The sequence below is a fragment of the Streptomyces sp. CB02959 genome, assembly GCF_002803155.1.
GTDB lineage: Bacteria > Actinomycetota > Actinomycetes > Streptomycetales > Streptomycetaceae > Streptomyces.
Genome location: NZ_NNBP01000045.1, coordinates 1 through 26,515, shown reverse-complemented (window position 1 = coordinate 26,515; position 26,515 = coordinate 1). Strand labels below are relative to the sequence as shown.

At 68.9% G+C, this 26,515-nt stretch carries 29 protein-coding genes and 7 pseudogenes; 14 read left to right on the top strand and 22 right to left on the bottom strand.

The window, feature by feature from the left end; all coding sequences use genetic code 11:
• Positions 1-114: 114 nt before the first annotated feature.
• Complete coding sequence (locus tag CG747_RS43200) at positions 115-1,554, top strand: multicopper oxidase family protein (protein ID WP_100607362.1); 1,440 nt, start codon at positions 115-117, stop codon at positions 1,552-1,554.
• Between the two features lie 13 nt (positions 1,555-1,567).
• A pseudogene (locus CG747_RS43195) lies at positions 1,568-1,984 on the top strand (epoxide hydrolase family protein); the annotation flags it as partial.
• A 133-nt stretch (positions 1,985-2,117) separates the two neighbouring features.
• Here the strand turns inward: CG747_RS43195 and CG747_RS51210 are convergent.
• The 6 genes and pseudogenes from CG747_RS51210 to CG747_RS43165 form a co-directional block, all read right to left on the bottom strand.
• Positions 2,118-2,363 (bottom strand): annotated as a pseudogene (locus CG747_RS51210) (IS5/IS1182 family transposase); the annotation flags it as partial.
• 183 nt (positions 2,364-2,546) lie between these two features.
• Complete coding sequence (locus CG747_RS43180) at positions 2,547-3,068, bottom strand: hypothetical protein (RefSeq protein ID WP_257981135.1); 522 nt, start codon at positions 3,066-3,068, stop codon at positions 2,547-2,549.
• Between the two features lie 154 nt (positions 3,069-3,222).
• Entirely contained in the window at positions 3,223-3,642 is a 420-nt protein-coding gene (locus tag CG747_RS50395) for a hypothetical protein (RefSeq protein ID WP_257981134.1), read from the bottom strand.
• A gap of 158 nt (positions 3,643-3,800) precedes the next feature.
• Positions 3,801-4,190 (bottom strand): annotated as a pseudogene (locus tag CG747_RS51205) (transposase); the annotation flags it as partial.
• Entirely contained in the window at positions 4,187-4,780 is a 594-nt protein-coding gene (locus CG747_RS43170; protein ID WP_100607359.1) for a nuclear transport factor 2 family protein, read from the bottom strand. The pseudogene CG747_RS51205 and the gene CG747_RS43170, both read right to left, overlap by 4 nt.
• Positions 4,781-4,796: 16 nt before the next feature.
• Complete coding sequence (locus tag CG747_RS43165; RefSeq protein ID WP_100607358.1) at positions 4,797-5,171, bottom strand: cupin domain-containing protein; 375 nt, start codon at positions 5,169-5,171, stop codon at positions 4,797-4,799.
• Between the two features lie 104 nt (positions 5,172-5,275).
• Between CG747_RS43165 and CG747_RS43160 the strand changes: the two genes are divergently transcribed.
• Positions 5,276-5,761, top strand: coding sequence for a MarR family winged helix-turn-helix transcriptional regulator (locus tag CG747_RS43160; RefSeq protein WP_100607357.1), 486 nt, complete (start codon positions 5,276-5,278; stop codon positions 5,759-5,761).
• Positions 5,762-5,882: 121 nt separating this feature from the next.
• Here the strand turns inward: CG747_RS43160 and CG747_RS43155 are convergent, their stop codons facing one another.
• Positions 5,883-6,131, bottom strand: a complete 249-nt coding sequence (locus tag CG747_RS43155) for a hypothetical protein (RefSeq protein WP_100607356.1) — start codon at positions 6,129-6,131, stop codon at positions 5,883-5,885.
• A 188-nt stretch (positions 6,132-6,319) separates the two neighbouring features.
• Between CG747_RS43155 and CG747_RS43150 the strand changes: the two genes are divergently transcribed.
• Positions 6,320-6,592, top strand: coding sequence for a hypothetical protein (locus CG747_RS43150; protein ID WP_100607355.1), 273 nt, complete (start codon positions 6,320-6,322; stop codon positions 6,590-6,592).
• 97 nt (positions 6,593-6,689) lie between these two features.
• Here the strand turns inward: CG747_RS43150 and CG747_RS43145 are convergent, their stop codons facing one another.
• The 3 genes and pseudogenes from CG747_RS43145 to CG747_RS43135 all read right to left on the bottom strand — a co-directional run bounded on the left by CG747_RS43145 (position 6,690) and on the right by CG747_RS43135 (position 8,821).
• Complete coding sequence (locus CG747_RS43145; protein ID WP_100607354.1) at positions 6,690-6,941, bottom strand: hypothetical protein; 252 nt, start codon at positions 6,939-6,941, stop codon at positions 6,690-6,692.
• Between the two features lie 575 nt (positions 6,942-7,516).
• A pseudogene (locus CG747_RS43140) lies at positions 7,517-8,230 on the bottom strand (transposase); the annotation flags it as partial.
• A 354-nt stretch (positions 8,231-8,584) separates the two neighbouring features.
• A complete protein-coding gene (locus tag CG747_RS43135; RefSeq protein ID WP_180985978.1) occupies positions 8,585-8,821 on the bottom strand; it encodes a WYL domain-containing protein in 237 nt (78 codons plus the stop codon).
• 8 nt (positions 8,822-8,829) lie between these two features.
• Between CG747_RS43135 and CG747_RS43130 the strand changes: the two genes are divergently transcribed.
• A complete protein-coding gene (locus tag CG747_RS43130) occupies positions 8,830-9,651 on the top strand; it encodes an NADP-dependent oxidoreductase (RefSeq protein ID WP_100607353.1) in 822 nt (273 codons plus the stop codon).
• Between the two features lie 359 nt (positions 9,652-10,010).
• Here CG747_RS43130 and CG747_RS47660 read toward each other — a convergent pair whose 3' ends face one another.
• Positions 10,011-10,751, bottom strand: coding sequence for a hypothetical protein (locus CG747_RS47660; protein ID WP_146022265.1), 741 nt, complete (start codon positions 10,749-10,751; stop codon positions 10,011-10,013).
• A gap of 469 nt (positions 10,752-11,220) precedes the next feature.
• On the opposite strand from CG747_RS47660, the gene CG747_RS48620 reads away from it, so the two are divergent.
• From CG747_RS48620 to CG747_RS43115, 3 genes are all read left to right on the top strand, one after another.
• The gene (locus CG747_RS48620) at positions 11,221-11,496 is read left to right on the top strand and encodes a hypothetical protein (RefSeq protein ID WP_180985977.1); all 276 of its coding nucleotides are present in this window, start codon (positions 11,221-11,223) and stop codon (positions 11,494-11,496) included.
• A gap of 97 nt (positions 11,497-11,593) precedes the next feature.
• A complete protein-coding gene (locus CG747_RS43120) occupies positions 11,594-12,736 on the top strand; it encodes a Fic family protein (RefSeq protein WP_100607352.1) in 1,143 nt (380 codons plus the stop codon).
• A 66-nt stretch (positions 12,737-12,802) separates the two neighbouring features.
• Entirely contained in the window at positions 12,803-14,629 is a 1,827-nt protein-coding gene (locus tag CG747_RS43115) for a zeta toxin family protein (RefSeq protein WP_257981133.1), read from the top strand.
• Here CG747_RS43115 and CG747_RS43110 read toward each other — a convergent pair.
• On the bottom strand, positions 14,593-15,015 hold the full coding sequence (locus tag CG747_RS43110; protein WP_257981132.1) for a hypothetical protein: 423 nt from the start codon (positions 15,013-15,015) through the stop codon (positions 14,593-14,595). The genes CG747_RS43115 and CG747_RS43110 overlap by 37 nt on opposite strands.
• Between CG747_RS43110 and CG747_RS48975 the strand changes: the two are divergent.
• Positions 14,999-15,918, top strand: a pseudogene (locus CG747_RS48975) (Ku protein). The gene CG747_RS43110 and the pseudogene CG747_RS48975 overlap by 17 nt on opposite strands.
• Before the next feature lie 276 nt (positions 15,919-16,194).
• Here CG747_RS48975 and CG747_RS50390 read toward each other — a convergent pair.
• A pseudogene (locus tag CG747_RS50390) lies at positions 16,195-16,278 on the bottom strand (SOS response-associated peptidase); the annotation flags it as partial.
• A 27-nt stretch (positions 16,279-16,305) separates the two neighbouring features.
• Here CG747_RS50390 and CG747_RS48610 point away from each other — a divergent pair.
• Entirely contained in the window at positions 16,306-16,773 is a 468-nt protein-coding gene (locus tag CG747_RS48610) for a VOC family protein (RefSeq protein WP_180985976.1), read from the top strand.
• Between the two features lie 526 nt (positions 16,774-17,299).
• On the opposite strand, the gene CG747_RS43090 is transcribed toward CG747_RS48610, so the two are convergent.
• The 6 genes from CG747_RS43090 to CG747_RS51195 form a co-directional block, all read right to left on the bottom strand.
• Complete coding sequence (locus CG747_RS43090) at positions 17,300-17,845, bottom strand: DUF6415 family natural product biosynthesis protein (protein WP_374701895.1); 546 nt, start codon at positions 17,843-17,845, stop codon at positions 17,300-17,302.
• Positions 17,846-17,936: 91 nt separating this feature from the next.
• Positions 17,937-18,785, bottom strand: coding sequence for a helix-turn-helix transcriptional regulator (locus CG747_RS43085; protein ID WP_100607348.1), 849 nt, complete (start codon positions 18,783-18,785; stop codon positions 17,937-17,939).
• 10 nt (positions 18,786-18,795) lie between these two features.
• Positions 18,796-19,329 carry a DUF6879 family protein gene (locus tag CG747_RS43080; RefSeq protein ID WP_100607347.1) on the bottom strand — a complete coding sequence of 178 codons (534 nt, stop codon included), beginning with the start codon at positions 19,327-19,329 and terminating at the stop codon, positions 18,796-18,798.
• The gene (locus CG747_RS43075) at positions 19,298-19,564 is read right to left on the bottom strand and encodes a hypothetical protein (protein WP_100607346.1); all 267 of its coding nucleotides are present in this window, start codon (positions 19,562-19,564) and stop codon (positions 19,298-19,300) included. The genes CG747_RS43080 and CG747_RS43075 overlap by 32 nt, the downstream gene beginning before the upstream one ends.
• A 296-nt stretch (positions 19,565-19,860) precedes the next feature.
• Positions 19,861-20,355, bottom strand: coding sequence for an erythromycin esterase family protein (locus CG747_RS51200; RefSeq protein ID WP_374701896.1), 495 nt, complete (start codon positions 20,353-20,355; stop codon positions 19,861-19,863).
• Positions 20,356-20,360: 5 nt separating this feature from the next.
• Positions 20,361-20,954 (bottom strand): erythromycin esterase family protein, encoded by a 594-nt coding sequence (locus CG747_RS51195; protein ID WP_100607344.1) that lies wholly within the window; start codon positions 20,952-20,954, stop codon positions 20,361-20,363.
• Between the two features lie 554 nt (positions 20,955-21,508).
• On the opposite strand from CG747_RS51195, the gene CG747_RS43060 reads away from it, so the two are divergent.
• The 3 genes from CG747_RS43060 to CG747_RS43050 are packed head-to-tail and all read left to right on the top strand — an operon-like array spanning position 21,509 to position 24,655.
• Entirely contained in the window at positions 21,509-22,591 is a 1,083-nt protein-coding gene (locus CG747_RS43060; protein WP_100607343.1) for an HBL/NHE enterotoxin family protein, read from the top strand.
• A 4-nt stretch (positions 22,592-22,595) separates the two neighbouring features.
• Positions 22,596-23,459 carry an HBL/NHE enterotoxin family protein gene (locus CG747_RS43055; RefSeq protein WP_100607342.1) on the top strand — a complete coding sequence of 288 codons (864 nt, stop codon included), beginning with the start codon at positions 22,596-22,598 and terminating at the stop codon, positions 23,457-23,459.
• Complete coding sequence (locus CG747_RS43050) at positions 23,456-24,655, top strand: HBL/NHE enterotoxin family protein (protein WP_100607341.1); 1,200 nt, start codon at positions 23,456-23,458, stop codon at positions 24,653-24,655. The genes CG747_RS43055 and CG747_RS43050 overlap by 4 nt, the downstream gene beginning before the upstream one ends.
• Positions 24,656-25,007: 352 nt before the next feature.
• Here CG747_RS43050 and CG747_RS50380 read toward each other — a convergent pair.
• The 3 genes and pseudogenes from CG747_RS50380 to CG747_RS43035 form a co-directional block, all read right to left on the bottom strand.
• Positions 25,008-25,130 (bottom strand): annotated as a pseudogene (locus CG747_RS50380) (aldo/keto reductase); the annotation flags it as partial.
• 11 nt (positions 25,131-25,141) lie between these two features.
• Complete coding sequence (locus CG747_RS43040; RefSeq protein ID WP_257981131.1) at positions 25,142-25,516, bottom strand: transcriptional regulator; 375 nt, start codon at positions 25,514-25,516, stop codon at positions 25,142-25,144.
• Positions 25,513-25,932: a hypothetical protein gene (locus CG747_RS43035; protein ID WP_100607387.1), complete on the bottom strand. Its 420-nt coding sequence runs from the start codon at positions 25,930-25,932 to the stop codon at positions 25,513-25,515. Before CG747_RS43035 ends, CG747_RS43040 begins: the two co-directional genes overlap by 4 nt.
• On the opposite strand from CG747_RS43035, the gene CG747_RS43030 reads away from it, so the two are divergent.
• Positions 25,931-26,356, top strand: coding sequence for a hypothetical protein (locus CG747_RS43030; protein WP_146022264.1), 426 nt, complete (start codon positions 25,931-25,933; stop codon positions 26,354-26,356). The two genes, CG747_RS43035 and CG747_RS43030, sit on opposite strands and share 2 nt — an antisense overlap.
• Positions 26,357-26,515 lie beyond the last annotated feature (159 nt).

Below are 26,515 nucleotides of genomic sequence, written 5' to 3'. Positions count from 1 at the left end.
GTGGCATGGAGGAGCGCCTTCACGCGAACGATTCGCCCGGATCGCGTACGGGTTCCACCGTAGGTTTACTGCTGGTGATCGAAGCGTCGGGTCGGGACAGGCTGTGGAGGCGTGATGCGGTGTCCGCGCAGGCTGCTCCGCCGTGCCACCGTCCTGATCCTCGCCGTGATTGCACTGGTGAGCAGCTGCACCGGCGGCGGGTCGTCTTCGCGGCGGTCGTCCTCCCCCTCGCAGACGCCGTCGTTCCCCGCGGGTGCCCCGCTGCGGGAGCCGGAGCAGATGGTGAGCCGCAACGGCGTCCTGCGGGTGGACCTCGTCGTGGAGAGACGGCAGGTGGACGTGGCCGGCCGAAAGCTGTGGGCCCTCACCTACAACGGCCGGTACATGCCGCCCACGCTGCGGATCCGCCCCCGGGACACGCTCTACCTGTCGATGACGAACAGGCTGAGCCAGGGCACCAATCTGCACGTCCACGGACTTCATGTCTCGCCGTCCGGCGACTCCGACAACGTCTTCATCCACATCCGTCCCGGAGAGACCCACCACTACGCCTACCGGTTCCCGGACACCCTTCGGGCCGGCACCTACTGGTACCACTCACACGCGCACCCCGATTCCGCACCGCAGGTCGCCGGCGGCCTGTCGGGCGTCATCGTCGTCGACGGGCTTCAGCAGTATCTGCCGGCGGACCTGCGGAACATCAGCGAACACGTCATCGGCCTCAAGGACTTCCAGCTTCAAGGCGACGCGGTCAAGGCCCAGGGCCTGCACATCAGCGCACCCACCAACCGCACCGTGAACGGCCAGATCAACCCTGTCATCCGCATCCGGCCGGGCGAGACCCAACTGTGGCGGCTGGCCAACATCAGCGCCAACATCTACTACAACGTCCACCTCCAGGGGCAGCAGTTCCATGTGATCGCCCACGACGGCGCTCCCTCCGACCGCATCTGGACGGCCGACTCCCTCCTGCTGGCGGCCGGCACCCGCTTCGACGTGCTGGTCCAAGGCGGTCCGCGAGGCCGAACCCAGCTCCAGACACTCGCCTACAACACCGGTCCGGGCGGCAATTCCTTCCCGCAGGCGACCTTGGCCACCCTGGACTCCGAGGGCCCCTCAACGAGGCCGGCACCGCTGCCGGCCTCGTCCTTCGCCCCGAGACTGGACTTCAGCCACGACCCGATCGCCGCGCGGCGCACCATCGTGTTCTCCGAGAACGCCGACGGGAGCAAGTACTATGTCAACGGCAAACAATTCGACCCGAACCGGGTGGACATCCGGCCCAAGCTCAACACGGTCGAGGAGTGGACCGTACGCAACGACAGCAACGAGGAACACTCCTTCCACGTGCACGTCAACAAGTTCCAGTTGATGAGCATCAACGGCCGTCCACACCAGGGCCATGGCCTGCAGGACACCGCGAGCGTTCCCGCCAAGGGACAGCTCGTCATCCGGATCCGTTTCAACACCTACACGGGCAAGAGCGTCCTGCACTGCCACATCCTCAACCACGAGGACGCAGGCATGATGGCGGTGATGGAGATCGTCAAGTGAGGTGAAGCGCTGCGATGAGCTGCCCGGGACCGGTGGGTCCTACGGCGTCAGCAAGGCGTGGCTGCGGGATCTGGCCGATCACTGGCGCGAGGGCTACGACTGGCGGGCGCACGAGGCAGCTCTGAACGCGCACCCGCAGTCCACCGTCGAGATCGACGGGAGAACATCCACGTCCTGCACCTCCGCTCCCCCGAGCCGGACGCGACCCCCTTGACCGTCACGCGCGGGTGGCCCAGCACGACCGCCGACTTCCAGGCCGTCCTCGGGCCGCTGGCCGATCCCCGCGCACACGGCGGCGACCCCGGCCGACGCCTTCCACGCCGTCGCGCCCTCACTGCCCGGGCACGCCTTCTCCGGCCCGACCCACGAGCGCGGCTGGGGCGTCCACCGCACCGCCCGCGCCTGGGCTCAACTGATGAGCGACCTGGGATAGGAGCGCTATGCGGTCCAGGGCGGAGACTTCGGCAGTCTCATCGCGCCCATGTCCCCCGATGAGCTCGAATTGCTCAGCGAAGCGGCGGTGCCGCCGGTGGCGATGAGATGTGGTTGAGCCCCGTGGATAACTTCATGCGGGCGAAGGCGTGCTCGACACGTGCCCGGATCCGTCGGTGTTCGGCGTTGTCCTCCTCCTCGCCGGGCAGCAGGGCTCGGCCGGGGCGTTTGCGGTGCGGGAGAACGAGCCCGGTATTGATGTAGACACGGTCAGCCGGCACGGTCACACCTTCCCCAGGCGCGCAGCGTGTCCGGGTCGCCCGCCACGTCCCAGGCGAGATCCGACGGGATGACGGGCGGACTGGCCGGGCGGTGGATCCACTGTGCCTCGAACAACACCTGGAAGCCGTCCTCCGTCAGGTCGAGATCGGCGAAACTGTCCTTGACGGAGGCGCCAGGCATGGCCGTGTCGATACCGGCCACCAGAGGACCAGTACTCCAGCGCGAGTTTGTGATGTGTGTGCTTCGACCGTGCCTGAGTGCGGGCCGCGGCCGGCGGGTCACGTCCGGCGTCGGCGGCGCCAGTAATGCACGGTGACTGCCAGTAGCAGCGGCCCCCAGAGGATGACGGGCGCGTAGCAGAGGTTCAGGACCACGACGGAGATGCCGTGGGGAGCGTCGGGGTCCGGATTGACGAACATGTTGTGGATCAGGCCCACGGAGTACAGCATGACCAGGCCGGCTCCGACCAGGGCGGGGATCACTGCGGCCGGGACCGGCACTGGGCGGCCGCGCAGGCCCGGCACCCAGCGCGGCCAGACCTCGCCCCAGGACTGCACCAGGCCGAGCGTCAGGAAGGCGAAGACCTCCGAGAACACCGTCAGGCCCACGATGTAGAGCGACCCCCAGCCGGGCACGTGGAGCGTCCTTTTGGCCTCCGGCCCGAAGCCCATCATCCAGCCCCAGGCCATCGGGAGCCGCCATAGGCTGGACGGCAGCGGCGTCAGGACCGCCAGGCGCGCTGCGTTGCGCGCCCAGCGCGGGACATCGGGCAGGGTCTGCAAGGCGGAGAACATCGGCATGGCGACGATCCTGGCCGCAGTGCCGGCCGCGCCGCGTCGGCTTGCGGTCGGAAATGGGTCATGCCCCAGCAGGAGCTGTCCGTCCGCCTCGGGTCGCACGCGCCCGCCCGGCGACCCGGACCCGATCACCTGGTACTCCAGTGCGCTTCGTGATCTATCCAGCGGGTTCGCTGGCGATTCGGCGTCGGTAGTGGCTGCGTCGGGCTGTTGCTTGGTGGCGTCGGTGCCAGTTGGACCAGTGCAGCAGCTCGGTCGCTGTCACGGCTGGTGGGTGGAAGACGGCGGCGAGTAGGTGGCGGATTTCCGGGACGGTCAGCGTGATCGGATGGCGGCTGCGGGCGAAGTGGTATGTATCTGCGGGCGGTTCGGGGGGCGCGTCTGCGGCGAGGACGGTCAGGGAGGCCAGGGCGAGCATGGCAAGCGTGATGTGCCGGTGCCATGAGGTCCAGTTGCGGACCTGGTAGTGGTCGAGTCCGACCTGGTTCTTGGCGGCCTGGAAGCACTCCTCGACGCTCCAGCGGCACCGGCGACGCGGACCAGTTCGGACAGGGTCACTTCTACGGGGGACCAGCACAGGTAGAAAGCGAGTTCGCCGGTAGACCGATTGCGTCGGATGAGCAGGTGCCGATGGCTGCCGGTGTCGATGTGGACCCAGGCCCAGTCGTAGTACCGGGGGCCTTTCGCGCCGTATCCGGCGCTTTGGCGGTGCCAGACCGTGGCGGGCAGGCGGCCGGCGAGGGCATCGGCGCGGGCGGGCGTACGGCCTTGGTTGATCCTCACCCGTGTCGAGCAGGCGACAGCCAGGACATAGCCGATGCCGCGCGCCTGGAGGACGGCGCGCAGCTGGGGGTCCTGGCCGTAGGCTTCGTCGCCGGTCACCCAGGAGGCGGTGATCCCGGCGTCCAGCGCGGCCTCGATCATTTCCGCAGCCAGACGTGGCTTGGTGGCGAACTGCACCGTCTCGGGTATCCCGGCCGCAGTGCGGCGTTCGGGGTCATTGGACCAGGAGTGCTCGGGGAGGTGGAGGCGCCGGTCGCTCAGGGCCCGTCCCCGGCTGGTGGCTTTGACTGCGAAGGCGGCAGGGGCCCTGCCATGCGCCAAGGCTTCCGGGATCTTGGTCATTTCTTGGTGTCGGCGCGAAGCCAGTCGAACAGCGTCCGGTACAGCTGCCGGACCGGCTCGGGCCGGTCGTCGCCGCAGAGGTCGTCGGCAATGGTGTAGTCCTTGGCGCCGAGCAGGCATGTCAGCATGCGGTACGAGGGTCGGGCTCGTGCCAGAACGTCGGCGTTGAGCCGCACGGGCGTGCCGGGGATGCTGGGGGCCAGGCTGTCGTACTCGTACACGGGGTCGAGCGAGGTGATCAGCCAGCGCCCGGCGCGGCGTTCGGTGCGGTACAGCAGTCGCGCATGGGAGGTGAGGTCCACTTCGACGCCGTGGAGGTCGCTGCGCAGGTGGATGGCCGCGCCGATCTCGACGGCCGCGCGGTCGCCGGCTACGTCGACCGTCGGCGAGGAGAGGCTGTGGGTGGCGGCGTCACCGCGCGCGGCCATCTCCTGGGACGCGGCAACGAACGCCGCTCCCCGTCCGCGGAACCAGCTGAGACGGATCGCGGCGTCCGGGGCCAGGCACTCACGCATGAGGTCCCACCAACCGCGGTCGCGGGCCCGCCGTTCGTGGAGGACCAGCTGGGCCACGGCGGTGACGTCGTTCATGGTCGCTGCTGCCGGTTCACTGGGCCCACGGCGGCGCGAAGGTGACCCCGCCGGCGGTTGCCTTCATGCCGGCGCTGGTCACGGCCGTGAGCTTGGCGGGATGGTGTGGGCAGCCGTTGCGTAGTTGCAGGGTCGCGTGTGTGGGCACGATGATCGCGTCGCCCGCCTCGGCGAGTATGTCCTTGCCCGCGACAGTCGCCGAGACCTTGCCTTCGATGACCACGAAGACTTCTTCGCGGTCCATGCTGTGGGTCTCGCTGTGGACGCCGGGTGCCAGTTCCAGCGCCCAGATGGCCAGCTCGGTGCTGCCGCGGGAGGGGACGGCGAGTGGGCGGAAGGTGAAGCCGTCGCGCTCGAATGTGGGCGCGTCGGCGAGGGGGGTCAGGGGCATGGTCACTCTCCCAGAGAGATATAGTCAACTCGCTTGACCACCTGAAGATAGAGCCGATTCCGGAATCGGTCAACCGAATTGACTACTTTGTTTGGGGAGCCGTCATGCCACCCAGTCCCGACTTCGCCGAAGTGCGCCCAGGCCAGGTACCGCTGCTGCTGGCCGTGGCGTACCGCGCGATGACCGACCGGTTCCACGCCTTGCTTGCCGAGCTGGGCCGGGAGCCGCTGCGTCCGGCACACGGGTACACCTTCCGGTATCTGGCATCACATCCGGAGGCGACGACCGTCGACCTCGCGGCCCATCTCGGGGTGACGAAGCAGGCGACTTCGAAGGCGGTCGCGGAGCTGACGGACTGGGGCTACGTCGAACGGCGCCCGCACAGCACCGACAAGCGGGCCCAGGTGCTCACTTTGACCACCCGCGGACGTGAGTACCTGGAACTGGCCGACGAGCTGTGGGCGACGGTCGAGGGGCAGTTGGCCGACGTCATCGGCGCCGAACGTCTGGCCGCCCTCGACTGGGACCTGCGGACCTACATCGCGGCGGTTCACCCGGATCAGGACGTTTCGTTCAGGCCCGTGTGGTGAGCGCACTGCGCGCGGCAGCCCCGCGCAGACGATGCCCCAGATCCGATTGTGCTGGACGGCCCGGGCCCGGGCACGTGCGCCGTGGTGATGGTCCGCAGGTCGCAGGGCGCCGCTTGACTTTTCAGTAGGGTCGGGGACAGCGCGTCAGGGCGAAGAGGCCGGGCTCGGGTTCGGTGAGGATGCCCCGGCTCACCAGGCGTTTCAGCTTGGCCCGGATACCGTCGACATGACGGGGCTCCTTCCCGGTGTCCAGCGCCTGGCAGACGTCTTTCGCACGGAGTGCGCCGTCGGCCTTCTCGAAGGCGGCCAGGATCTCGTGGGAACCGGGCGGGAGTAGCTCGGGCGGCGGGAGACCGTCCTCGGCGGTCACTTACAACGGGGACCTCGTCGGCCGCTTCTTCCACGGCGCTTCCTACATGCCGATGCGCTCCCACCGGCTGGCGAAGCTGGGGCCGCCGGACCACCACGGCACGGCGCCGCGAGACCGGCCTCGATCCCGAGCGGCTCTACCCGCTGGGCTTCGCCCTGTTCGGCAGCGTCCGTCTGCCGGGCGTACGGATGACGCACGGGTTCCACCAAGGCGTCCGGACCGTGTGGCTTCAGGCCGACGACGGCTCGGCGGCCGTAGCCGGCGGTGGAACGATCACGGTGTACGGCCCGCGGGACCTGTGGGCGGAGGCTAAAGAGGTCGAGGCGGAGTATGCCGCCCGCGGCCGTCCGGACACCCAGTCCTTCGGTCTGACGGTCACGGCGCACGGTCAGCACCTATGGCTGCACGCCCCGACGGAAACGATCCGGGCGAAGTCGCCGCGCGAGGCTGCCCACCCCTGACACTGCCCGAAACCGCAGACAGCCCGCACGTATGGTCGGCGCCGTCGACCATACGCTCGGCCTCGAAACGGAGTTGGCAGGCAGGACAGGAGGTGCGTCAGGCCGCCGGAGCGAGGGGACGAACGCGCTCATACAGGGCTCGCGCGTGCCCGTTGCGCAGGTGGGGGCGGATGGCGGACATCATCGCCGAGATCCGGTCGTCGCACCGGCCGCTCTGTACGTGCTGGCAGTCATCCAGCACCTTGTGCCAGTCCCGGCAAGCCTCTTCGAGGCGGCCGACTCTCAGCTTTCGCTCCGCGAGCATCGAGTTGTACCGCACGCGGGTCCGCCGGAAGGCAGGCTCGCGCATCCGGTCGGCTTCCTCCAACGACTCGATCGATCCGGCGATGTCGCCGAGTTCGAATTTGACCTGACCGACTCCGCCCTCCTGGCACGGCCGTGGCGGTGGGCTGCTCCGGTGATGACGTCATTGCCACCTTCCATGACGTCAAGCCGCACATGACGGGCATCGAGGTAGGAGGCCAGTGCTGCCTCGTCTGCTTCTCCGACGGGTCGAATAGCATTACGCACAGGACCATTCGGCTGCCCGGGATGCCTTTCGAACTCGTCATGGAAACCGAGCAACCCCAACACGACGATCCCTCCCCTGCTTGCGCCACCAGTCTGCCAGCCGTGCTTGGACGTGTCTGGGCGACCATGTGCGGAGGGAGATGATCAGGGCTGTCGCGACGGTGATGACGCCGAAGAAGGTGTAGTCGTGATTGTCATAGCGGGTGGCAACGGCTCTGCCCGACGGTCGCCGGAGAGGGCGTAGCAGCGGGTGGGGAGGCCGTGTTCGGGGTCTTCGCCGAGGCGTCGGTTGTGCATCTTGCTGTGCGGCTCGTCGGCGCCCCGGCCAGCTGAGCGGTATCGGACCGGTCGTCCTCAGCCGTCGCATGCGGCGTCGACGTGGGCGAGCACTGCGGCGGCGCCGTCCTCCGCGGTGATGCGGCGCGCGAGCTCGGCTGCTCGCTGCCGGTGGGCCGGCTCGGTCACACAGGCAGTGATCGCCGCCCCGAGGGCTTCGGCGGTGAGCTCATGGAACGGCAGCGGTCGGGGGGCGACTCCGAGCCGGTGCAGCCGGGCCAGACGTAGTTGGGTGTATGCGGCCAGGATGAGCCAGGTCCATGGGTCGGCGGCTTCGGGGGTGCGGATCTTCGGGCGGGTCCAGCCGAGGGTCTGCTTGAACAGCCGAAAGGTGTGCTCGATGTCGAAGCGTCGTAGGAAGACCTGCCAGAGCAGGTCGGCCTGAGTGGGGGTGGCGTCGGTGCCCGACCACCAGAGCCACACCGGTTTCGGGATGGCGCCGCTGGGCAAGTGCTCGACCTGCAGGTGGATGACAGTTCCCTCGATGACGGGGAGGGTTCCCAGTTCGGCGACCCAGGCGGAGCGGTGTGTCAGCCGTGGGTGGAGGCGGTCCCATGCCTGGGCGGTGGCGGTGCCATACAGACGGGTCTGCGTGACGGTCTGCGCGTCCGGGATGTCCCAGGTGGACCGGTCGCTGAAGGCGAACTCGCCGCCGTGACGCGGCGGGCGGCCCATCGTATGGGGCTTTCGCGGTGGGGCGACACGGCGCAGGACACGATCCGAACGCATCCGGACGGGCGGGTCGCAGACCCCGAGGCGTACCCGCACACGTGCGTGAACGGTTCCCACACCCTGGTAGTACCCCTCACGGGCAGCGAACCGGCCTGGCAAGCCGAACCCGGTGCGCTCCGCACCGCGACCAGGAACGAGATCAACACCGCACTCGAAGCAGGTCCCTGAGTGGCTTCCGAGGCATTCAAAAGCCGTGAGGCGGCAGGAGTCACGCACTGGCGTCTCATGCTGTGGCTCGTCAGTCCATTCGCCGTGGCTCCCGACGAGAATCCACGCGGAAGAGGACGCCAGGTATCCCGTACCGATGCCACACGTTGTCCGTGATCACGGCGTTGACTGGGAGCGCTGCGCCGCTCAAGTTCGGTCGCGGCTCAGACGGGCGCCGAAGTGTCGCATCGCGGCCCGGAACTCCTCGGGTTCCTCGATGGTGAAGTCAGCGTCGAGAAAGGCCAGTGCCGGCAGCAGCCACTGCCATGTGTCGAGCGTGAGCACGACGCGGGTGGCGCCCCCGGCAACCACGTTGAGCTCGACCTCCTGGCGGTGGAAGGCGTCGGCTACCGCTCTCATGGAAGCGTCGATGGTCAGCACCATTCCCGCATGTGCCGGGCAGCGACTTCGCCGGCACGGTCACCGAGGTCGGCGAAGGGGTCTCCCGGTTCGCCGTGGGCGATGCCGTCTTCGGGACCGGCTTCCCCCGTTCGACCGCCCCCTTCGCCGCGGTCTTCTCCAGCCCGGTATCCCTGACCACGGGAGCGATGGCCGAGTACGCGGTCCTCGAAGCCGACACCCCCGCGCTCGCGCATCGCCCGCCAACGGTTGACGCCGAGCGGGCCGCCGCCCTGCCCATAGCCGGGCTGACCGCGTTGCCGCTGCTTCGGGAGGGGCAAGTGCAGCCCGGTGAAACGGTCCTGGTCGTCGGCGCGACGGGAGGCGTCGGCAGCGTGGTGGTCCCCCTCCTGGCCGCCACGAAGGCACACGTCATCGCCACCGCGCGCGCCGACGACGACGAAGACCATGTCCGCGGCTTGGGCGCCGACGAGGTCATCGACTACCTCACCACCGACATCGTCGCCGAGGTGTCACGGCGCTACCCCGACGGCGTTGACGCCGTGGTGAACATCGCCCTGCCGGCCGACCGGCTGATCGACGTCAGCCGAGTGGTACGACGCGGCGGCCGCGTGATGAATGCGACCTATCCCGCCCCGGAACCGGGCACCTACGAACGTGACGATCTCACCATGGACACCATCTACAGTGCGGCCCGGCCCGGAGACCTGGACGACCTGGCGGCACAGGCGAACGACGGGACGCTGCCCGCGGCGATCGGCCGCCGCTACCGCCTGGACGACGGCCCACGCGCATACCGCGAACTGGTCCAAGAACACACCCGCGGCAAGCTGATCGTCACGATGGGCACATGAGCATGACGTGAGAGGCCCTGACCACACAGCGACCCAACCCCGCCGCTCCGGGGCCGCTACGCTCATCCAAGGGAGGCGAGCGGCCGGGCAGCAGCCAGGGGCCGGATCCCAACGGTCGGTCAACGCCAGCCGGTTCAGAGCAGCGCAACGGCTGGCGCCGTCAGCAGTCACACGAACCGGGGCACCCTGCCACACTCCGGTCGGTCAGCAGCCGGTGTCCGGCGTGCTCGTCCTGGAGACCTGAAGCCAGGCCCGTCGATCCCGAACGACAACAGTCCGCGGCCGCGGACCGGCCGCCGGCAACCAGGCAACCAGGCAACCAGGCAACCGACCGGAGAGGCGGTGCCGCACCGTCCGGTTCAGCCGGGCGAGCCCACTGTCGCTCCAGGAGCTGCGCCACGGGAACGCGAACGCTGGCGCCAGCGGATGGATGCCCGGGTGCCGGCACCCGGGCAGGAACACGGCCAGCTGCGAACAACCGGACGTGCAACTGCGGGTCCACCTCCACGATCCGCAGCCACGCCCACAACCCCTCGGCCAGCGAAAGGCCAACGCGGCATCCGCCGCAGCGACGTCGAGGACCACACGGGCCAGCAGCAGCCCAGGAAGGCAGCCAGGTCGCGGAGGCGTACCTCGTCCAGGTCGACATCGAAGACCAGACGCCGCGCGACGGACGCGACGGCCTCGAATTCGCGGCGCGGCGGCGCGGCAGCGAAGCTGAAAACAGCGCGGTGGAGGCGGGGCGACGGGGCGGCCGCCGAGCCCGGCGGCGCGAGCAGCCGCTGCATAGCCCCGAGCGCCCGGCCCCGCCACTTCCCCACGCTCGCGACGCCGACAGCCGCGGTATCCGTGCCCACGACGCCAGCCACGGCCGGGCGCGCGGCCAGTTGCGAGACGCGGAGGGCGTCCCGGAGTCGGCGGCCGTCGTCGGTGTCCGGGATCTTGACGCGCTCAGCGTTCATGGACGCCAGCTTCGCGAGGGGCTCCGCCGGGTCATGGCCACGCACGTGCGCGGCGTACAGGCGGTACAGCGCCTTGTAGAGCGCCTGAGAAAGCCCCCGGTCGAGCCGGACGACGAAGGGCGTCAACGCCGTCAGCATTCCGCGACCGGTCCGTCGCGCGGTCGGTGCCGGCTTCCGTCGCGCGGTCGGCGACGCGGCGGCGGTATGCCCGCTGACGGCACACTGCGTCGCAGTATGCAGAATCCGCACGCCCAGCCGTCACGGGCCGGCCGCAGCTGCCGCACGGCCTGCCCGACCCCCGCCCATCGTTACGCCTGCGCGTGAGGGATGTCCGGCACGCCCGTGAACACGTCACCCCCCGCAGCAACTTCTCCGCCCGGCGCACCACCACCAGCCCGCAGGCGAGGCACGGCTCAGGGGCAAGGACTGCTCCTCGGCCGACCAGGTCGATCCACCAGGCCCTGGACGTCTGCCGAGTCACCTGCGAACACGTCCGGCCAGTGACCGGGTCAGGGCTGCCCTTGAGATAGCAGTCCTCGCAGATCAGGAAGGTGCCGAATACCGCTCGTCGCCCGACCAGCCTTTTTGACCAGGAGGTAGGAACCAGTTGCTGACTGAGGGGCTGTCCGGTGGCGGTACGAGCTACCTCATCCACCGCTTCCAGGTACCGGCGCCGAGGCTCTGCGCTGGCCCCGGCGCCTCTCGTGCCGTCCTTGAACGGGACGATCTCCAGGGCCAGCGCGACGCCGTAGCCCAACGGCACGAGGTCGTGATGCTGCCAGTCGATGGCGCCGGCCAAGAGCACGTTGGGCAGGCCGTAGTCGAGGTGTCCGCGGACCAGCGGTACGCCAGCGAGCTGGGTGACCGCCCGGTCCAGGACTGACCCGGTCAGCTACTGCTCGGTGGTGCCGAAGCCGCATGGCAGGCCGCCCGGAGGATCTTCAATTGAGGTAATGATAGGAGTCAAGTATCATTCACTCATGCTGTATCAGACGCCTCGCCTCGAGGCCGCCGACCGTCGGGTCCTGGATCAGATCGATTCCCTGCGCGATGAGCTGCGCCATGCGGTGCAGCAGGTGCCGAGGAAGTGGACGCAGGACCTGCGCAAGGCGCTGACGGCCAGTGCGATCGCCGCGTCCAACACCATCGAGGGCTACCGGGTCGACGCCAAGGACGTCGCGGATCTGATGGACGGCGAACGCGACGCGGTGGACGCCAGCGAGGAGAACAAGGCCGAGACGCTGGCCTACCAGCAGGCCATGACCTACATCCAGTCCCTGCGCGATGCGAGCGACTTCCGCTACAGCAAGGAACTGCTCAACGCGCTGCACTGGATGCTGCAGGGCCACCACCATCCGCTGCGCAAGGCCGGCCAGTGGCGGCGCACCGCGATCCGCATCACCGCCCCCGGGGACGAGCTGGCCACCGACTACGAGGGCCCGGACGTCGAACTGTTGCCGGAGCTGACCGGGGAGCTGGTGGACTGGCTCAACGGCGGGGACCTCGATGCTCACGTACTGGTGCGGGCGGCGATGGCGCACCTGAACTTGGTGAAGATCCACCCCTGGTCGGACGGGAACGGCCGGATGTCCCGCTCCCTGCAGACGCTGGTGATCGCCCGTGGGGGTGTGCTGGCGCCGGAGTTCTCCTCTATCGAGGAGTGGCTGGGCATGCCGGGCAACACCTGGGAGTACTACAAGGTGCTGCGCGAGGTCGGTGGCCCCGTCTACTCGCCCGAGCGTGACACCGGGCCGTGGATCCGGTTCAATCTGCTCGCCTACCACCAGCAGACCCAGCGGGTGCAGCGCCGTGTCGACCGCTCCAACGAGTGCTGGATGCAGCTGATGGAGGCCGCCGACGGCCTCGGGATCACTGAGCGGCAGATCACCGCGCTGCATGAGGTGGCGATGGTGGGCCGGGTACGTCGCTCGCGCTACGAAAGGGCCGAGGCCCTCAACACCCAGCAGGCCACGCGGGACCTACAGGCACTGACGAAGGGCGAGTTGCTGACTGCCGTGGGGCAGACCAAGGGCCGCCACTACATCGCCGGCCCTCGCTTCCCTCAGAACGTCCTGGCCATCGCGCGGCGCACGCACACCATCACCGACCCCTACAACCCCTAACCGCCCCTCTGACGTGCGGCCCGCTCCCCCATTCCGCGCTGCACATGACCTGTTCGTGGAGGAACAGTGCGTTCGCCGTCCCATCCCGCACCGCCGATGCCGGATCCGGCCGACGACTGGCACCACTCGGTCCTGGCCAATCACGTGCTCCCCGACGCCGTACGCGGCGCGGTGCCCCAGCAGCGCCCGGTCGTGGTGATCGTGGGTGGCCAGCCGGGCGCCGGAAAGACCGATATCGCCGACCTCATCGAGGCGGCGCTGAACCGCCGCGGCGGCGCAGCGCGCGTCTGCAGGGACCTGTACAAAGCCGCGCACCGGCGATACCCGGAGCTGTTGGCCGCCGACGTCCGCACCGCGGGAGTCGAGGTCCGCCCCGATACCCGCCGTTGGCAGGCGGCCGTTGAAGAGCAGGTCCGGGCCTGTGGGTATGACGCGGTGGTGGAGTCCGCCCTCGCCGATGCCGACGAGTTCCGCGCGTCGGCGACTGCGTACCGCGCGGCCGGCTGCCGACTCGAGATGGTGGCGGTGGCGACCGCTGAGGCATGGAGCCAGCTCGGGATCACCGACCGCTTCCTGAGGGAGCCCCGCTATGTGTCGTGGGACAACCACGACACCTGCGCGAAGGAGATGCTGCGGACGTTGGCGGTCATCGAGGCCGAGCAGCTGGCCGACCGCGTCACCGTCGTACGCCGGGACGGCACCGTCCTCTACGACAACGAGCTCACCGGTGGGGTGTGGCGGCGGCGCACGGCCGCCGACCGGGCGGTGCAGGTGGAGCGGCTGCGGTGGTGGAGTGCCCAGGAGACAGCCGTCTTTCGCCGAACTCTGGCCTGCACCGACCGGCGGCTTCACCGCGAAAGCGACTGCGAGGACCGGCGCCTGGCCGTGCAGCGGGATACCGAGCGCGCCGCCGCGCTCGCCGAGCCGGTCCGCCGCATCGCCCAGCCCCGGCGCGCGGCGCCCGGAGTCGACTACCACCGGCTGTCGCAGGCCGAGCATGGGTGGATTTTCGAGGAGCTGATCGCGCCGTCGCTCCTCGGCGGCATCGTGCGCCGGACGGATCCGCGCGCGGTGTACGTGGTCGGGCAGCCCGGGGCGAGCAAGACCACGGCCGCGAACGTGGTGCTCCGGGCGATGCGACCGGGAACCACGAGGCTGGTGGGCGACGACTTCAAAGCCGCACACCCCGACTACCTGCACCTGCTCAGGAACGATCCCCGGGGCGCGGGGGCGGCGATCCGCGCCGACTACCGCGCCTGGTTCACCAAGGCCGAGGCCACCGTACGGGCCCGGCGCGGCGATGTGCTCATCGAGGCCGCCCCGGGCAGCGCGCAGGAACTCCTGACCAGCGCGCTGCCGTTCGCGGCGGACGGCTACCCCGTCGAGCTCGTCGCCCTGGCCGTCAGGGAGGCCGACAGCCGTCTGGCGACCGCACTGCGCTACGCCCGCGCCCTGCAACTGGGCATCCCGGCCCGGTTCACCACCAAGAGCGGCCACAGCTCGTGCTTCGACGCCCTCCCGGACGTCGTCGAGCGCGCCGCCTCCCACCCCGCGTTCGCGGCAGTGACCGTGATCCGTCGGGACGGCCAAGCCCTGCTGCGCCAAGAACAAGGCAACGCCCGGCGAGCGGTGTGGGCGCTCCAGGCGGAGCGGCACCGCCCGTACACCGAGCAGGAAGCCGCCCAGTTCATCGCGCTGTACACCGCGCTGCGCAAGGCACTGCCGCAGCACCGTCGCGAGCTGAACGAGATCGTCGCGCTTGCCCGGCCGCTGATGCCCGCCGGGCTGCAGCCGGCCCGGATCGACCGGCCGCACCCGCCACTGTGGCCGCTGCCGGTTCCCCGCCGAGGCTGGGACTACGGCTTGGTGAGTTTCTTGAGCCGGGCCGCGTAGGCGGCCGCGACGCGGGCGGCCTCCTCTTCATCGGCGGTCGCCAGCTGCGCCTGGTCGGCCAGGGCTGCCTGCCGGGCGGCCTTCAGCTCCTCCATCCGCTCCTGGTCAGGCACCGCAGCCCGGTGCTCGGCGACGATTTGGGTGGTGTACCAGCCCACCACGGCTCGGATGGCATCCAGCGCCAACTGCTCCTGGCCGCCCTCGCCGGCCAGCGCGGAGAAGTCTGGGATGTCGGGGTCGGACATGGCGACCACCCTCCTATAGAGCCGCACGGCGGTCAGGTCGGACTTGACGATCCCGAATTCACGGGCTGCCGTCTCCTGCCCCTGCTCGACGCGGCGGGTATGAGCAGCGACCTCGTTCTGTGCGATGGGGTCCTCGGCCACGGCGGGGCGCTCCTGTCAGATCATGAAACTCAGCGGTCATCAGGCGCTCCACGATGTCGCGCTCGTCCGCGCCACATCTCCCCCGTTCGGCTCAGCGGCCCGTGGAGGTGCGGCGTGTCCTGGAGCGGTCGAGGCTGGAGGAGTGAGAGCGACGTGGGCCGGGCTGATCCAGTTCGGGATGGTCGCGCTGCCGATCCGGCTGTTCGCGGCTACCGAAGAGCACGCCGTGCGCCTGCACGAGATCCACACCGCGGATGCCAGCCGGGTTGAGCACCGGAGGTTCTGCCGCGCCGAGGGGCGAGAGATCCCGGCCGGGGAGGTGGGGCGGGGGTATGCGATGCCGGATGGTCGCATGGTTCCGCTCACCCAGGACGACCTGGCCCACCTCCCGCTGCCGACCAAGCGCGTCGTCGAGGTCCTCGGCTTCGTCCCTGGGCAGGAGATCGATCCGATCAGCTACGGCCGGCCCTACTTCGCCGGCCCCGACGGGCGGGCGCCGACAGGCCCTACGCCCTACTCGTCGAGGCGCTCGCCCGCACCGGATATGTGGGTATCGCCAAAATCGCCATCAGGAGTCGCGAAAGGCTTGCCGTGCTCAGGCCCCGCAACGGAGTGCTGATCGTCCAGACGCTGCTGTGGCAGGACGAGCTGCGTGAGCCTGGCGACCTAGCCCCGGCCGCGCCGGTCACCGATCGGGAGCTCGAACTCGCCGAGGCCTTGATCAGGGAGCTGACCGGCGTCGAAGGGCGCGAGCTGCACGACGAGTACGCACACGCCCTGGAGCAGCTCGTGGCGGCGAAGGCGGACCAGAGAGAGCTGGTGCAGCCGCCGGAGACCCCGGCGCCGGTGGATCTGATGGCGGCACTGGAGGCGAGCGTACGGGCCGCGCACGCCAAGCCCTGACTGCTGTGCCCCAGGATCCGATCAGGCGTCGGTGTGGCCGTCGGCGATCTCATCCAAAAAGTGGGCCGCTGTTGACCGCGGTGCGATGGGCGGCGGTCGGGGCCGGCAGCCGGTTTCAGGTGCCCGTCCGCAGCGCGCGACCGCCTATTGGGCACGCCGGCTGCGGCCACCAGTACGCCCGATGCACGGCAGACATCCGCCCCGGCAGCCCACCGACACGAGCTCCGGCTCAGGCGCCGGTGCGGTCGGGAGCGTCGGTGATCGTGTCCAGGAGGTGGGGCCATTGTTGCGCACGTTGTTGACCGCGGTGGACACGGGCCGGGCGTCCAGGTGGCCGGGAGCTGGTGTTCCCAGCAGGGCGGGCGGGTTCGGGCGTACATTCGGCAGATGGGTCTGACGATGCGTGTGGTCGAGCTTGAGTGCACAGATCCGCTCAAGCTGGGTGAATTCTGGAGTGCCGTCCTGGGCGCCCCCATCGGGCCTGGAATGGACGGGGTGAACATCGTTCCGCGCGGCGACCAGGAGATGCGGCTCTACCTGGTGGAGGAACGAGCCCCAGCGCGGCCGCGGAGCAGGACGCGACTGTGGCTGAACCCCGTTGACGGAGCACTGGAAGTTGAGGTCGCCCGGCTCACTGCCCTGGGCGCGAAAGTCATCGAGAAGCGTTGGACGAACCGGAGTTGCGGGCTGGCGGTGGTGGTGCTGGCTGACCCGGAGGGTAACGAATTCTGCATCGAATCCAGCGACCACGAGGCCGCCGAGGCCGTGCGACGCTTCGAGGACGCTGACGACGATCTCGAAGGGCTGGGGCCAGAACCGGAGTCCATCGGAGTCGTCCGCATCGACACTCCCTAGACGCCGGGCGACGCCGAGCCTGCCGACAGCAGGCCCGGCGCCGACGTCGGTCAGCCGCAGAAGAGCTCGACTGACGGGCTGTGCAGGACGTCCCGGTGGCAGGACGTCCTCCCTCGGCAGCGCCACCCCCGTCATGCGTCCCCCCACGGTCGTCAGAAATCGTCAGAAGTATGCCGCAAACAGCGGATTCGCTGCGGAGTCCCACAGAATCCGACCGAGGAGCATCTGACTCTGCTCGGACACGTTCCTTGCGGGACGAGCCTGGATTCAGATCCGACCGCGGCTGAACGCCGGCCGCACGAACCGCAGGGAGACCTCCATGACCACCCCCCCGTCCGGCCCCCTCAGGTGGCCCGTCTTGAGCTGGTCGCACTGGTCACGCTTTTGATCGCAGCGGGTGTGCTCGACCTTGTCCTCGGCCCAGGAGGGCTCTCTGCGGTTGCCACGACCGTTGGCGGCCTGTTCGTCGCCTGGCGCACCCGCCACTAACCGCCCGGCGGGAGAGGGCTTTGGGGCACGCGGGAGTTCACGGAGCGGTGGCAGTGTGCGGCGTGAGACCGGCAAGGCGGTCCAGGCGCCCATACAGCTCGCGAACCAGGCGAGCGCGGCCCTGGGCACAGCCCAAGGTGCCCTCCAACCCCGCGGCCAACCGTCGGTCGGCCTCCTCCAGGACGTACTCGGCGAGGGCGCGGGCCGGGTGCTCGGCGGGCAGCAGGGCAGCGGCGCGGCGGACGTCGTCGGCCACCGCGCGGGCGGCACCGGTCAGCTGCAGCGCGATCTGCTCGCAGTCCGTCGCCTGCGGGCTTACGTCGCCGTTCCACGCGAGAACGGCCTCGACCAGGCCCTCGTGGGGGCCGCGGTCGAGAGGAAGTTCCGCCTCGATACGGCCCTTGGGATCGTGCAGGAGCGTGTGGGTGCTGGGCATGGAGGTCTCTTTGCTGGCCGCGTCAGGGCAGCCGCCGGGAGCGCTGAGGAAGCGGGCGTAGCCCTGGTGGGCGCGGGCCAGCAGGGCCGGGGAAGGGACGCCGTAGACGGGCTGGTTGGGGCCGCGGTCATCGGCGTGTGCGCGCATCAGGTCCCGCCTCTCGGGGCTGCGTTGGGGCTTGCAACGCTACGCAGGCCGTCGTGCGGGACTCAACGAAATTGCGGGTAGTTGCGCAGATTCAGCCCAGGTGGTCGATCGCGGCCTGGATGCGGGCTCGGGCCGCGTCGCCGTAGACGGCCGATGCCCTCAATCCGTTGAACGCCTTGGCGTAGTCGGCGAGCTCGCGCGGCTGGGTGACGTTGATCTCCGCTGTCAGCGTCTCCACCACGGCCTGGACGTCGTCGTGGAGGTAGAACGCCTCCAGCGGCCACACGGTGCGCGGTGCGGTGAACGGGATGATGCCGAGGGACACGGAGGCCAGCGGCATGACGGCCAGGAGGTGGCGTAGCTGTCCTGCCATGACGTCGGGGTCGGCGGTGCGGTAGTGCAGGACCGACTCTTCCATCAGGACGACGAAGCGACGGCCGCCCTCGTAGAGGAAGCGGCTGCGCGCGACGCGGGCGGCCACTGCTTCGGAGACGTCGTTGGGGGTGCCCTGGAAGGTGGTGATCAGTTCCATGAGGGTGGTGGCGAACGCCGGCGTCTGGAAGAACCCGGGCGGGACGTTGGACACGTACGCCCGGCACACCCGGGTCCGCTCGTACAGGGCGTAGAAGTCCTCTTGGACCTTGCGCATCCCGGTGCGGTGCAGCCGGCGCCACTCCAAGTACATCGAGTCGACGGCGCGGGCGGTGGCGATCAGGTCGTCGACCTGGTCGCTCGCGCCGCAGGCCGCGCACCAGGCGCGGATGTCGGTGTCGGAGGGGGGCGCCTCGCCTTTTTGGATGCGGGTGGTCTTCGCGGGGTGCCAGCCGCACCGGGCGGCGAGTTCCTTCCCGGTGAGGCCGGCGTCCTTGCGCAGGTGCTGCAGGCGCACCGCGAGAGCTTCACGGGCTCCCTGGGCACTGGAAGACGGGGAGGCAGTCATCAGATGGTGGTCAGACGGTGTACTTCTCGTGCGGGATGCCGCGCTCCCACACCGTCTCGAAGGCCGTGGCGCAGAGGTTCACGGCGGCCGGGTCCTGTGTGATCTCGAATCCGGGGTCGGCCCAGTCTCCGTCGCCGGTGAAGAAGTGGAAGACGGCCAGGCGGTCGTCGATCAGCCAGAAGTCGTTGCCCGGCAAGGGGATGTCGGAGGCGTGCCGCCTGGGGAGCCAGCGGACTTGCTCGCCCCCTTCCAGGTTCAGCGGGGTGACGGCGTGCTCCCACCGGATGTAGTCGGTGACGGGCTCGGAGACGATGCGGGCCCGGCGCATGACGACGCCGCGGGCCAGGGTCTCCTTCACGATGCCGAGCCACTCGGGCCAGAAGGACGCGGTGGGATCGAGGGTGATCTCCCCGGTGCGGGTGAACCGATCGATGTCCTCGACCTCGTCCCCGACACCGTACTGGTCGCGCATCTCCAGGTGCACGGCCGTGCGCTGCGCTCCTGACAGCAGTTCAGCGAAGTCCGGCACGTTGCTCTGCGACATCACATGCCTCCCTCAGAATCGGCACCATGCGGGCGGGGATGCGGATCACCGTCTCATGCGCGGGGATGCCCCTGTCGTGGCCGGGCACCCACGCGGTGTCGGCTACCTGGGACTTCAGCAGCTCTTCGGCTTCCTGGCCCTGAAGGACAAGATCCGCGCTCCCCTCCTCGACCCACACCGTCGGCGATCCACCGCCTCCCGTACTCGGGTCAATCCCGATGAACCGTAACTTCATCGCTGCCTCCTGCGTCGAATCAATTGCACACAGTTGCGCCCTGACCGTCCCGCGCCGACCGGGAGCGGTCAATCCCCCGGACGGGCCATCGTCGGGCTGGGTTCGATGCCGGCGCCCCGTGCCGCTCGACACCTCGCGGGCGCACCCCGCGGTCGAGGACGGTAGGCCGGCGCGGCGGAGGCCAGACTGGGCGGTTCAGTGGGACCGTGCCCCGAAGCCGCCGACCGGTGGACCTGGCTCGTCCTCAGGCCGGGCCGGCTCCTGGACGCGGTAGCCGTGCCGGCCGGCCTCCGGTACTACAGCTTGCTCGCCTCTCGGACGGTGTGGAGGTGGAACAGGACGTCGTAGGCCCGGCCGATGGCGAGCTCGGGCGTCGTGCTGTTGGGGAACTGCGTGCCGACGTCGTACGTGGGGCGCGAGATGTCCAGCCAGTTGCGGGCTGTGGCCGGGACCTTTCGCAGGTCGGTGTAGTAGTCGCGGTACCGGACCTGGTCAAGCGTGTATTCGTTCGTGCCGGGACCGGCAGGGGGGACGTTGAACGTCTTCCAGTCGCCGCCGATCGCCTGGTCCTTGGAGAGGAAGGATCCCCGGTCGAAAGTGGTGCCGATGGAGAGGTAGTCCACGCCCAGGGCGTCATGGAGGAACGAGCCCTGGGTCTTCGGATACGTCGTGGGGTCGGTGGCGGTGTAGCCGACATGGCCGTCGGCGGCCAACAGCAGGATCCTGCCGCCGGTGCGCCGCTGCCACCACAGCGTGGTCTCGGCCATCATCTGGTCGCGGTAGCGCTCCATGGCGGTCAATGAGGCCTGGTCGTCGACGTTGACATGAGGAAGGTGTAGGTCTGGACGATGTCGCGTGCGTTCTGCAAGGCGAACTCGAAGTCGCCGTCGCCCGGCCTGCCCTGGCTTTCCATCAGCTTGAGAAGCTGCCGTGCCCTGACTGCGTTCTGCTGCCGTTCCGCGAGCGGTCGGTTCAGGTAGCCGATGGCGTCGTCGAGCGGGCGCAGCCCGGTGAGGAGGTCGTTCACGCGCGGCAGGGACTCCGGATGGGTCCGCCGGACGTAGTCGGTGACCGCGTCGAAGACGGGCTCGTAGAGGCTGGGCGCGCCGATGTCGTCGCCCAGGAAGTGAACGGGTCGGTGGGGGTGTTGGCGGTTGTGGTCATGCATCCACTGGACGAGGGTCACGAACTCCTCGCGGTCCCAGGGGGAGCCTGCCATCGTCTCGTGCACGACCTGCCGTACGTCGCCGTTGCCGTGCTGGAGGTAGTCGTCGATCCGCAGCCCCGCCGACCAGCTCATCTTCAGGGCGAAGGTGGTGAATCCCTTCTGCTCGACGAGGTAGTGGTGCAGCCGCGGCTCGTCCTTCTTCGTCTCCGCCCGCCAGCCCACGCCAGATCACCCGATGCTCCTGGCGGCTTGGGTACCGCTGCCGGACCTTGTGCATCCGTACCAGCCACCGATGGTGATACGCACGGACCTTTCCCCAGGCGGCTCTGTCCCGGTGCTCTGTGCCGGCGCCTGTCGTCAGCGTGCTCTCGGCGCGTGACCGCGCGTGGAGATCCTACGCATCGCCTCCACCGGCAGATGATCTTGAGTCATGTCGACGCCTGTCGCTTTTCGGTCACGACTCGGCCGGTGACCGAAGCGGCGCGAGGTGCCCCCGGGGCGAGTGCCCGGCGGTTACGGGGCGGGCGGGGTGGGGGAGGTCGGTCGGCTGGCCGGTTCCGGCCGGATTTGGTGTCCGATACCAGTGCGCGTGTTCTTCGGCTGGGTCAACCGGAGGCTTAACTACCGGCGGGTATGCGAGGCCGGATGCGGTTCCGGGATGCCGTCCCACATTCCCTTCCCTTTGTCATGCCCTTGCCGTGCGGTGGTGTCGATGGCGCCCACCGTCTTCCGGATCACTTTCCGTTCAGCCTTTCCCGAGATAGGGAGACTCAGCAGTGCCTCAGCTCATCGCCAGCGAAAACGAGGGCGCGTTCAGCGCCGGTGACGTTCTCAACCAGCAGGCCAAGGACGCGGCTTCCGCCCGCGCCGTGGTCGAGGCATACGTCACCATGGTGCTGGAGCAGCCGACCGTGAAGCTCGACAAGATCGAGCATCTTGAGCAGTACCAGACCGCCGCCAAGGATCACGCTACGGCGTGGCGGAACACCGTGTCGCAGAAGCTCATCCAGACCAATACCGACCTGCTGGCCTTCGCCAACAACTTCGACAGCTACTACGACGACCTGGTGGATATCGCCGAGAACATCCACGCCGAAGGTATGCGTGCGGAGTTCGTCGAAGGCGTCCAGGACCTGCTGTCCGAAATCGAGAAGCGCCAGCAGAACGCGCAGGACGCACTGAAGGCCCTCAATACGTTCCGCGGGGATGTGGACACCGACCACGGGCACTTCGTCGACCTGTCCAACGACGCCCATACCAGCTACGAGGGCGACAAGGGGGAGATCGCCGAGCTCAAGAAGAAGGCGGAGGCGCTCAGCGAGGGCATGACGAAGGACCTCTCGCTCATCGCCGGCTGCACGGCGGCCGCGGTGGTCGGCGGCCTCATGATCGTCGTGGGTGCGCTGCTGGAGATCCCCACCGCCGGCGGATCGACCGCGGTCATCACCGCGGGTGGCCTCGTGGTGGCCGGTGCTGCGACCGGGGACATCTTGGGTGCGGTCGACTACGAGAACAAAAAGCGCGAACTGACGGCCACGCTCCGGCAGATCGCCGACCTGACTTCGGAGATCGCGGTCCTGCATTCCGTGGAAGACCAGTTCAAGAAGCTCAAGGATGCCAATGAGCTGGCGGCACAGGGCCTCACGGCCATGGCGAACACGTGGACCGTTCTGCAGACGAAGTTCAAGACCGTCATCGACTACATCGACGACAACGTCACTCCCGACAAGCACTTCCTGAAGGCCAAGCTCAAGACCGCCAAGGCGGACTGGGAAGAGGTCCACAAGACCGCTGACCTGATCGACACCCAGATGACGTCCCTGCCCGTCCAGCGTGACGGCCTGGCCAAGGCGGCCTGATCCGATGACCGCACCGACCTCACTGCTCTCGTCCGTCGGACAGGCGGCGAAGGACATCCTCGCCAACTCCCCGGAAGAGGCGTCAGCCGCTCCGGAACTCGCCAGCCACGTGAAGAACGCCCAAGGGCACGCACGCACCTGGCTGGACTCGACCTCGCACAGCGTCGAGGAGCCTCTGCACGCGATCCGGTCCTTCACCGCCACCTACATGGACACCACCGCTGCGCACCTGGCGGAACTCGCCGCCTCGGTGAAGGCCGGCAGCACGGGTGCCCAGTCTGCCAAGGCGCAACTCGTCCAACAGCTGCAGGACGCCAAGGCGGCTCTCGCGGACCTGCGCAGCCGCCTGTCCCGGGGACATGACGCGGTCAACACCCTCGACCGGGACCTGGCCGCCGATGTCGCGGCCTTCAACGGGGACATGACCGCGATCTCCACGAAGATCGCCAGTGATGAGGAGCTGCAGAAGCAGCTCGGGCACGACATCGGGGAGCAACTGGCCAAGCTCAAGGCACTGCAGGAGGCTCTGACGCACCTCAATGTGCTGGCCTCGGGACCCGATTTCAGCTCGCTGATGAACCAGAGCATGCAGATAGCCGCCGAGCAGTGCTACTTGAAGGCCCTGGTCAAGCGCCTGGGCGTGCTCGTGGCATCCGTCGCCGCCGCCGAGGACGCCCTGGTCGCGATCGGCAACGCACTGAGCCAGACCCAGGGAATCCTGGACAACGTCCTGGACTCCGTCACCCGCGCGACGGCCACGCCCTCGTTCCTCACCGCGCGCCTCAACGTCATCAAAAACAACTTCCGCGACCTCGGCAATCAGCTTGACCACCTGCTGGGGACCACCGCCGAAGGGGCTCACTCATGACGATGACCACTTCAGTGCCCGGGCATGGTCTCAACAATGCCGCCAAGGACGTGGACACCTCCGCCACCGAGGCGGTCTTCGCCTCCTGCCAAGTACTCATCGCAGCGGCCACCGGCATCACCGCCCAGCCTGACCTCGCCCTCGGCCTCGTCCCCGACCTGGCGGCGAGCCAGGCACTCGCCCGCAACCACGCCGGCTTGTGGAGCAGCAGGTACCAGGAGGCACTCCTCCAGCCACTGGCCGACATCACGGGCTACACCAACGCCGTCACCAGCTACCTGCCCGACCTGATCACACTCGCCGGGAACATCACCGCAGGCGACAAGGAAGCCGCGGCGGAGTTCCGTGAAGGGCTGAGCGAACTGCGGCAGGCACTCTCCTCGCTCCAGAGCCACACGGACGCCTCGAAGAACCGGCTCTCGGACTTCAGGAACCAGGTCGAGGACGACCGCGCCCGCTTCGGCGCCCACGCCCGGACCCTGGAGGAGAAGTACACCGGCCCCGACGGCGAGATGGCCGCGATCCGCAACAACCTCGCCGCGCTGGACCGCAGGCTCCAGGAGACCAACGCCACGATCGCACAGGGTGCGGCCAAGGGGATCGCCGGAGCACTGGTCACCGGCATCCAGCTGGCCCTCACGGCCGAGGACGTCTTCGGCACGGCCAAGACCATCATCCAGGCCGGCCTGTCACTGGCCAAATCCACCGCCGCGTGGGACCCCGAGGCGATGGCCGACGACGCCGTCAAGCTGTTCGACGGGGCCCAGCAGATCCCGGACCTGTACAAGACCGTCAAGACGGCCGTCAACCAGCCCGCCCTCTTCGAGAGCATCGACACCTCCCTTCGCGAGGCCCAGGCCGCCATGGACACCGCAACGGCGGACATCGCGGAGTACGGCCGGGAACTGAAGCAACTGACCAACGATGAGCTCCAGGTCGGAGTGTTCGTCACGCTCCAGGGCCAGATCGAACGCCTGGCACTGCGCACCGACGACGCACTGACCGCCCTGGACGCGATGGCGAAGGAGTGGCACCGGGAGAAGCAGCGTCTGGATCTCTGGGACGCCCAGGCACAGGACATGTCCGCCACCCTGGCCGGCGAACTCACCGACGCCGCAGCGCACTGGGTCCTCAACGCCCAGGCCGCACAGCGGTACCAGGACGCCCTCGTCAACCTGCAGCCATTGCTGGGGTAACTGCAGAAGGTGCTGTGTCCGGACTGGGGCTTGACCACTTCGGTTCGGACACAGGCAACCATCTCAACCCAGGCTGCAGTTGCCGGGTGACCTCGTCGGCGTCGCGCTCGATGTGTTCCAGCCCCGACCATACGTCGTTGGTCGGGGCCACATTCCAGTCCGGAGCCAGAACCTGGTCAGGATCCTGCGGGTGACGCCGAATGTGTCGACCAGATCCTGTGGACGGCGGGTGGAGACATCTCGGCCGCACACGCCCCCACCCTGCCCCGCGGCCACCCGCCAGCCGGCCGCTGGAGGCGGCCCGCAGCGTTGCGAGGTACTCGGCCCAGGAGGTCTTTGCGTAGTTCGCCCAGCGGCGGGTGCCCGGAATCGGAACGACGTCGTCGCTCCGGTGCACCCAGGCCAGCGCCAACTGGCCGGCGGTAACGCCCTCCTCGGCGGCGAGTTCGTTCAGCTTCGCCACGATGGCGAGGCTCCCAACCGGCGTCAGCCGTCGCCACCGCCCGCTATGGCGCGCAGGGCGCGGCAGTGGTCGGCGAACACGGCCCGGCCATCTGCCGTGAGGGCGAGCCAGGTGCGCGGACGCTTGCCGACGTACCCCTTGGTGACCGCGACATAGCCGGCCTTCTCCAGGGTGGCGACCTGCCGTGACAGGACCGAGTCGCTCACCTCGACCGTATCGCGTACGAACGCGAACTCGGCTTTCTCGGCGGCTGCCAGGGTCGCCACGATGGAGAAGCGCACCGGGGCGTGGATGACCTCGTCCAGCCCGTGGCGCGGGTGGCTTCCGGTGCGTGCGGCGGCTCCGGTCGCCGCGTCGGCGTCCGGCGGTGCCGTGATCGCGTCGTGCGGGTCCGTCATCGTCGGGCCTCCAGGTATCCGCCGATCAGGCCGGGCAGAGCGACCGCCACTGCACCTGGCATCCACCAGGCAGCGGCACCCTGGAAACAGATGAAGCCGGGCACCAGCACCGCCGCATAGAGCAGCGCCCAGGCGCCGACCGTGATGGCGATCCGCTTTCCGAACCCCCGTCGGACGACGGGCTGTCGGCCCGCGTACACCCCCAATCCCGCCATGACGGCACCGAAGACCACACCACTGAACGACGCCGCGTACGGCGGTTTCAGCAGACCGACGATGAGCAACTGCAGTCCGGCACCACAGCCGAACACGACCTGATACCAGGCAAACCACCGTGTGCCTCTGCGGACCACGGAACCCAGCTCCTCTGCGCGAGCCAGCGTGGCAGCCGCATCGCTTGAGGCGTACTCCCCCATGTCGATTCCCCCCTCGTCGTTCATGTTTCCGACGCCCATCATGCTGACAAGAACTTTCCAACCCGACAAGTATTTTCCAGCAAGTGGTCGCCAACCGTTGGGCTTTCGTCGCGAACACGGCCGTAGCAAGGAGGTCCGGCTCGACTGCACCCAGGCCGAGACCGCTGAACGCCTGCTCACCGACGCCGAAGCCCTGCAGATGCTGGCGGACCCTTCCATCGCGGTGCTCTGGCCCGGCGGGCCGGCCGTGGTGCTGTGCGGCACCGCGCACCCAGGGACTCATCGGTCGCGCCCGGGCGCGCGGGAGTTCACGGGCCGCGGCGGTGTGCGGCGTGAGGTCGACCAGGCGGTCCAGGTGCTGGTACAGCTCGCGAACGAGGCGGGCTCGGTCCTGGGCGCTGCGCACGGTGCCCTCCAGCCCTAGGTCGTTTCTGATGGCTCTTGGACGGTGTCGCGGAGCCAGATGACGATTGCTGCGACGGTGAGGGTGCCGTTGAAGATGTAGTCGCGTTTGTCGTACCTGCTGGCCACTGCGCGGTGCTGCTTCCACTTGCTGACGCATCGCTCGACGGCACTGCGGCGG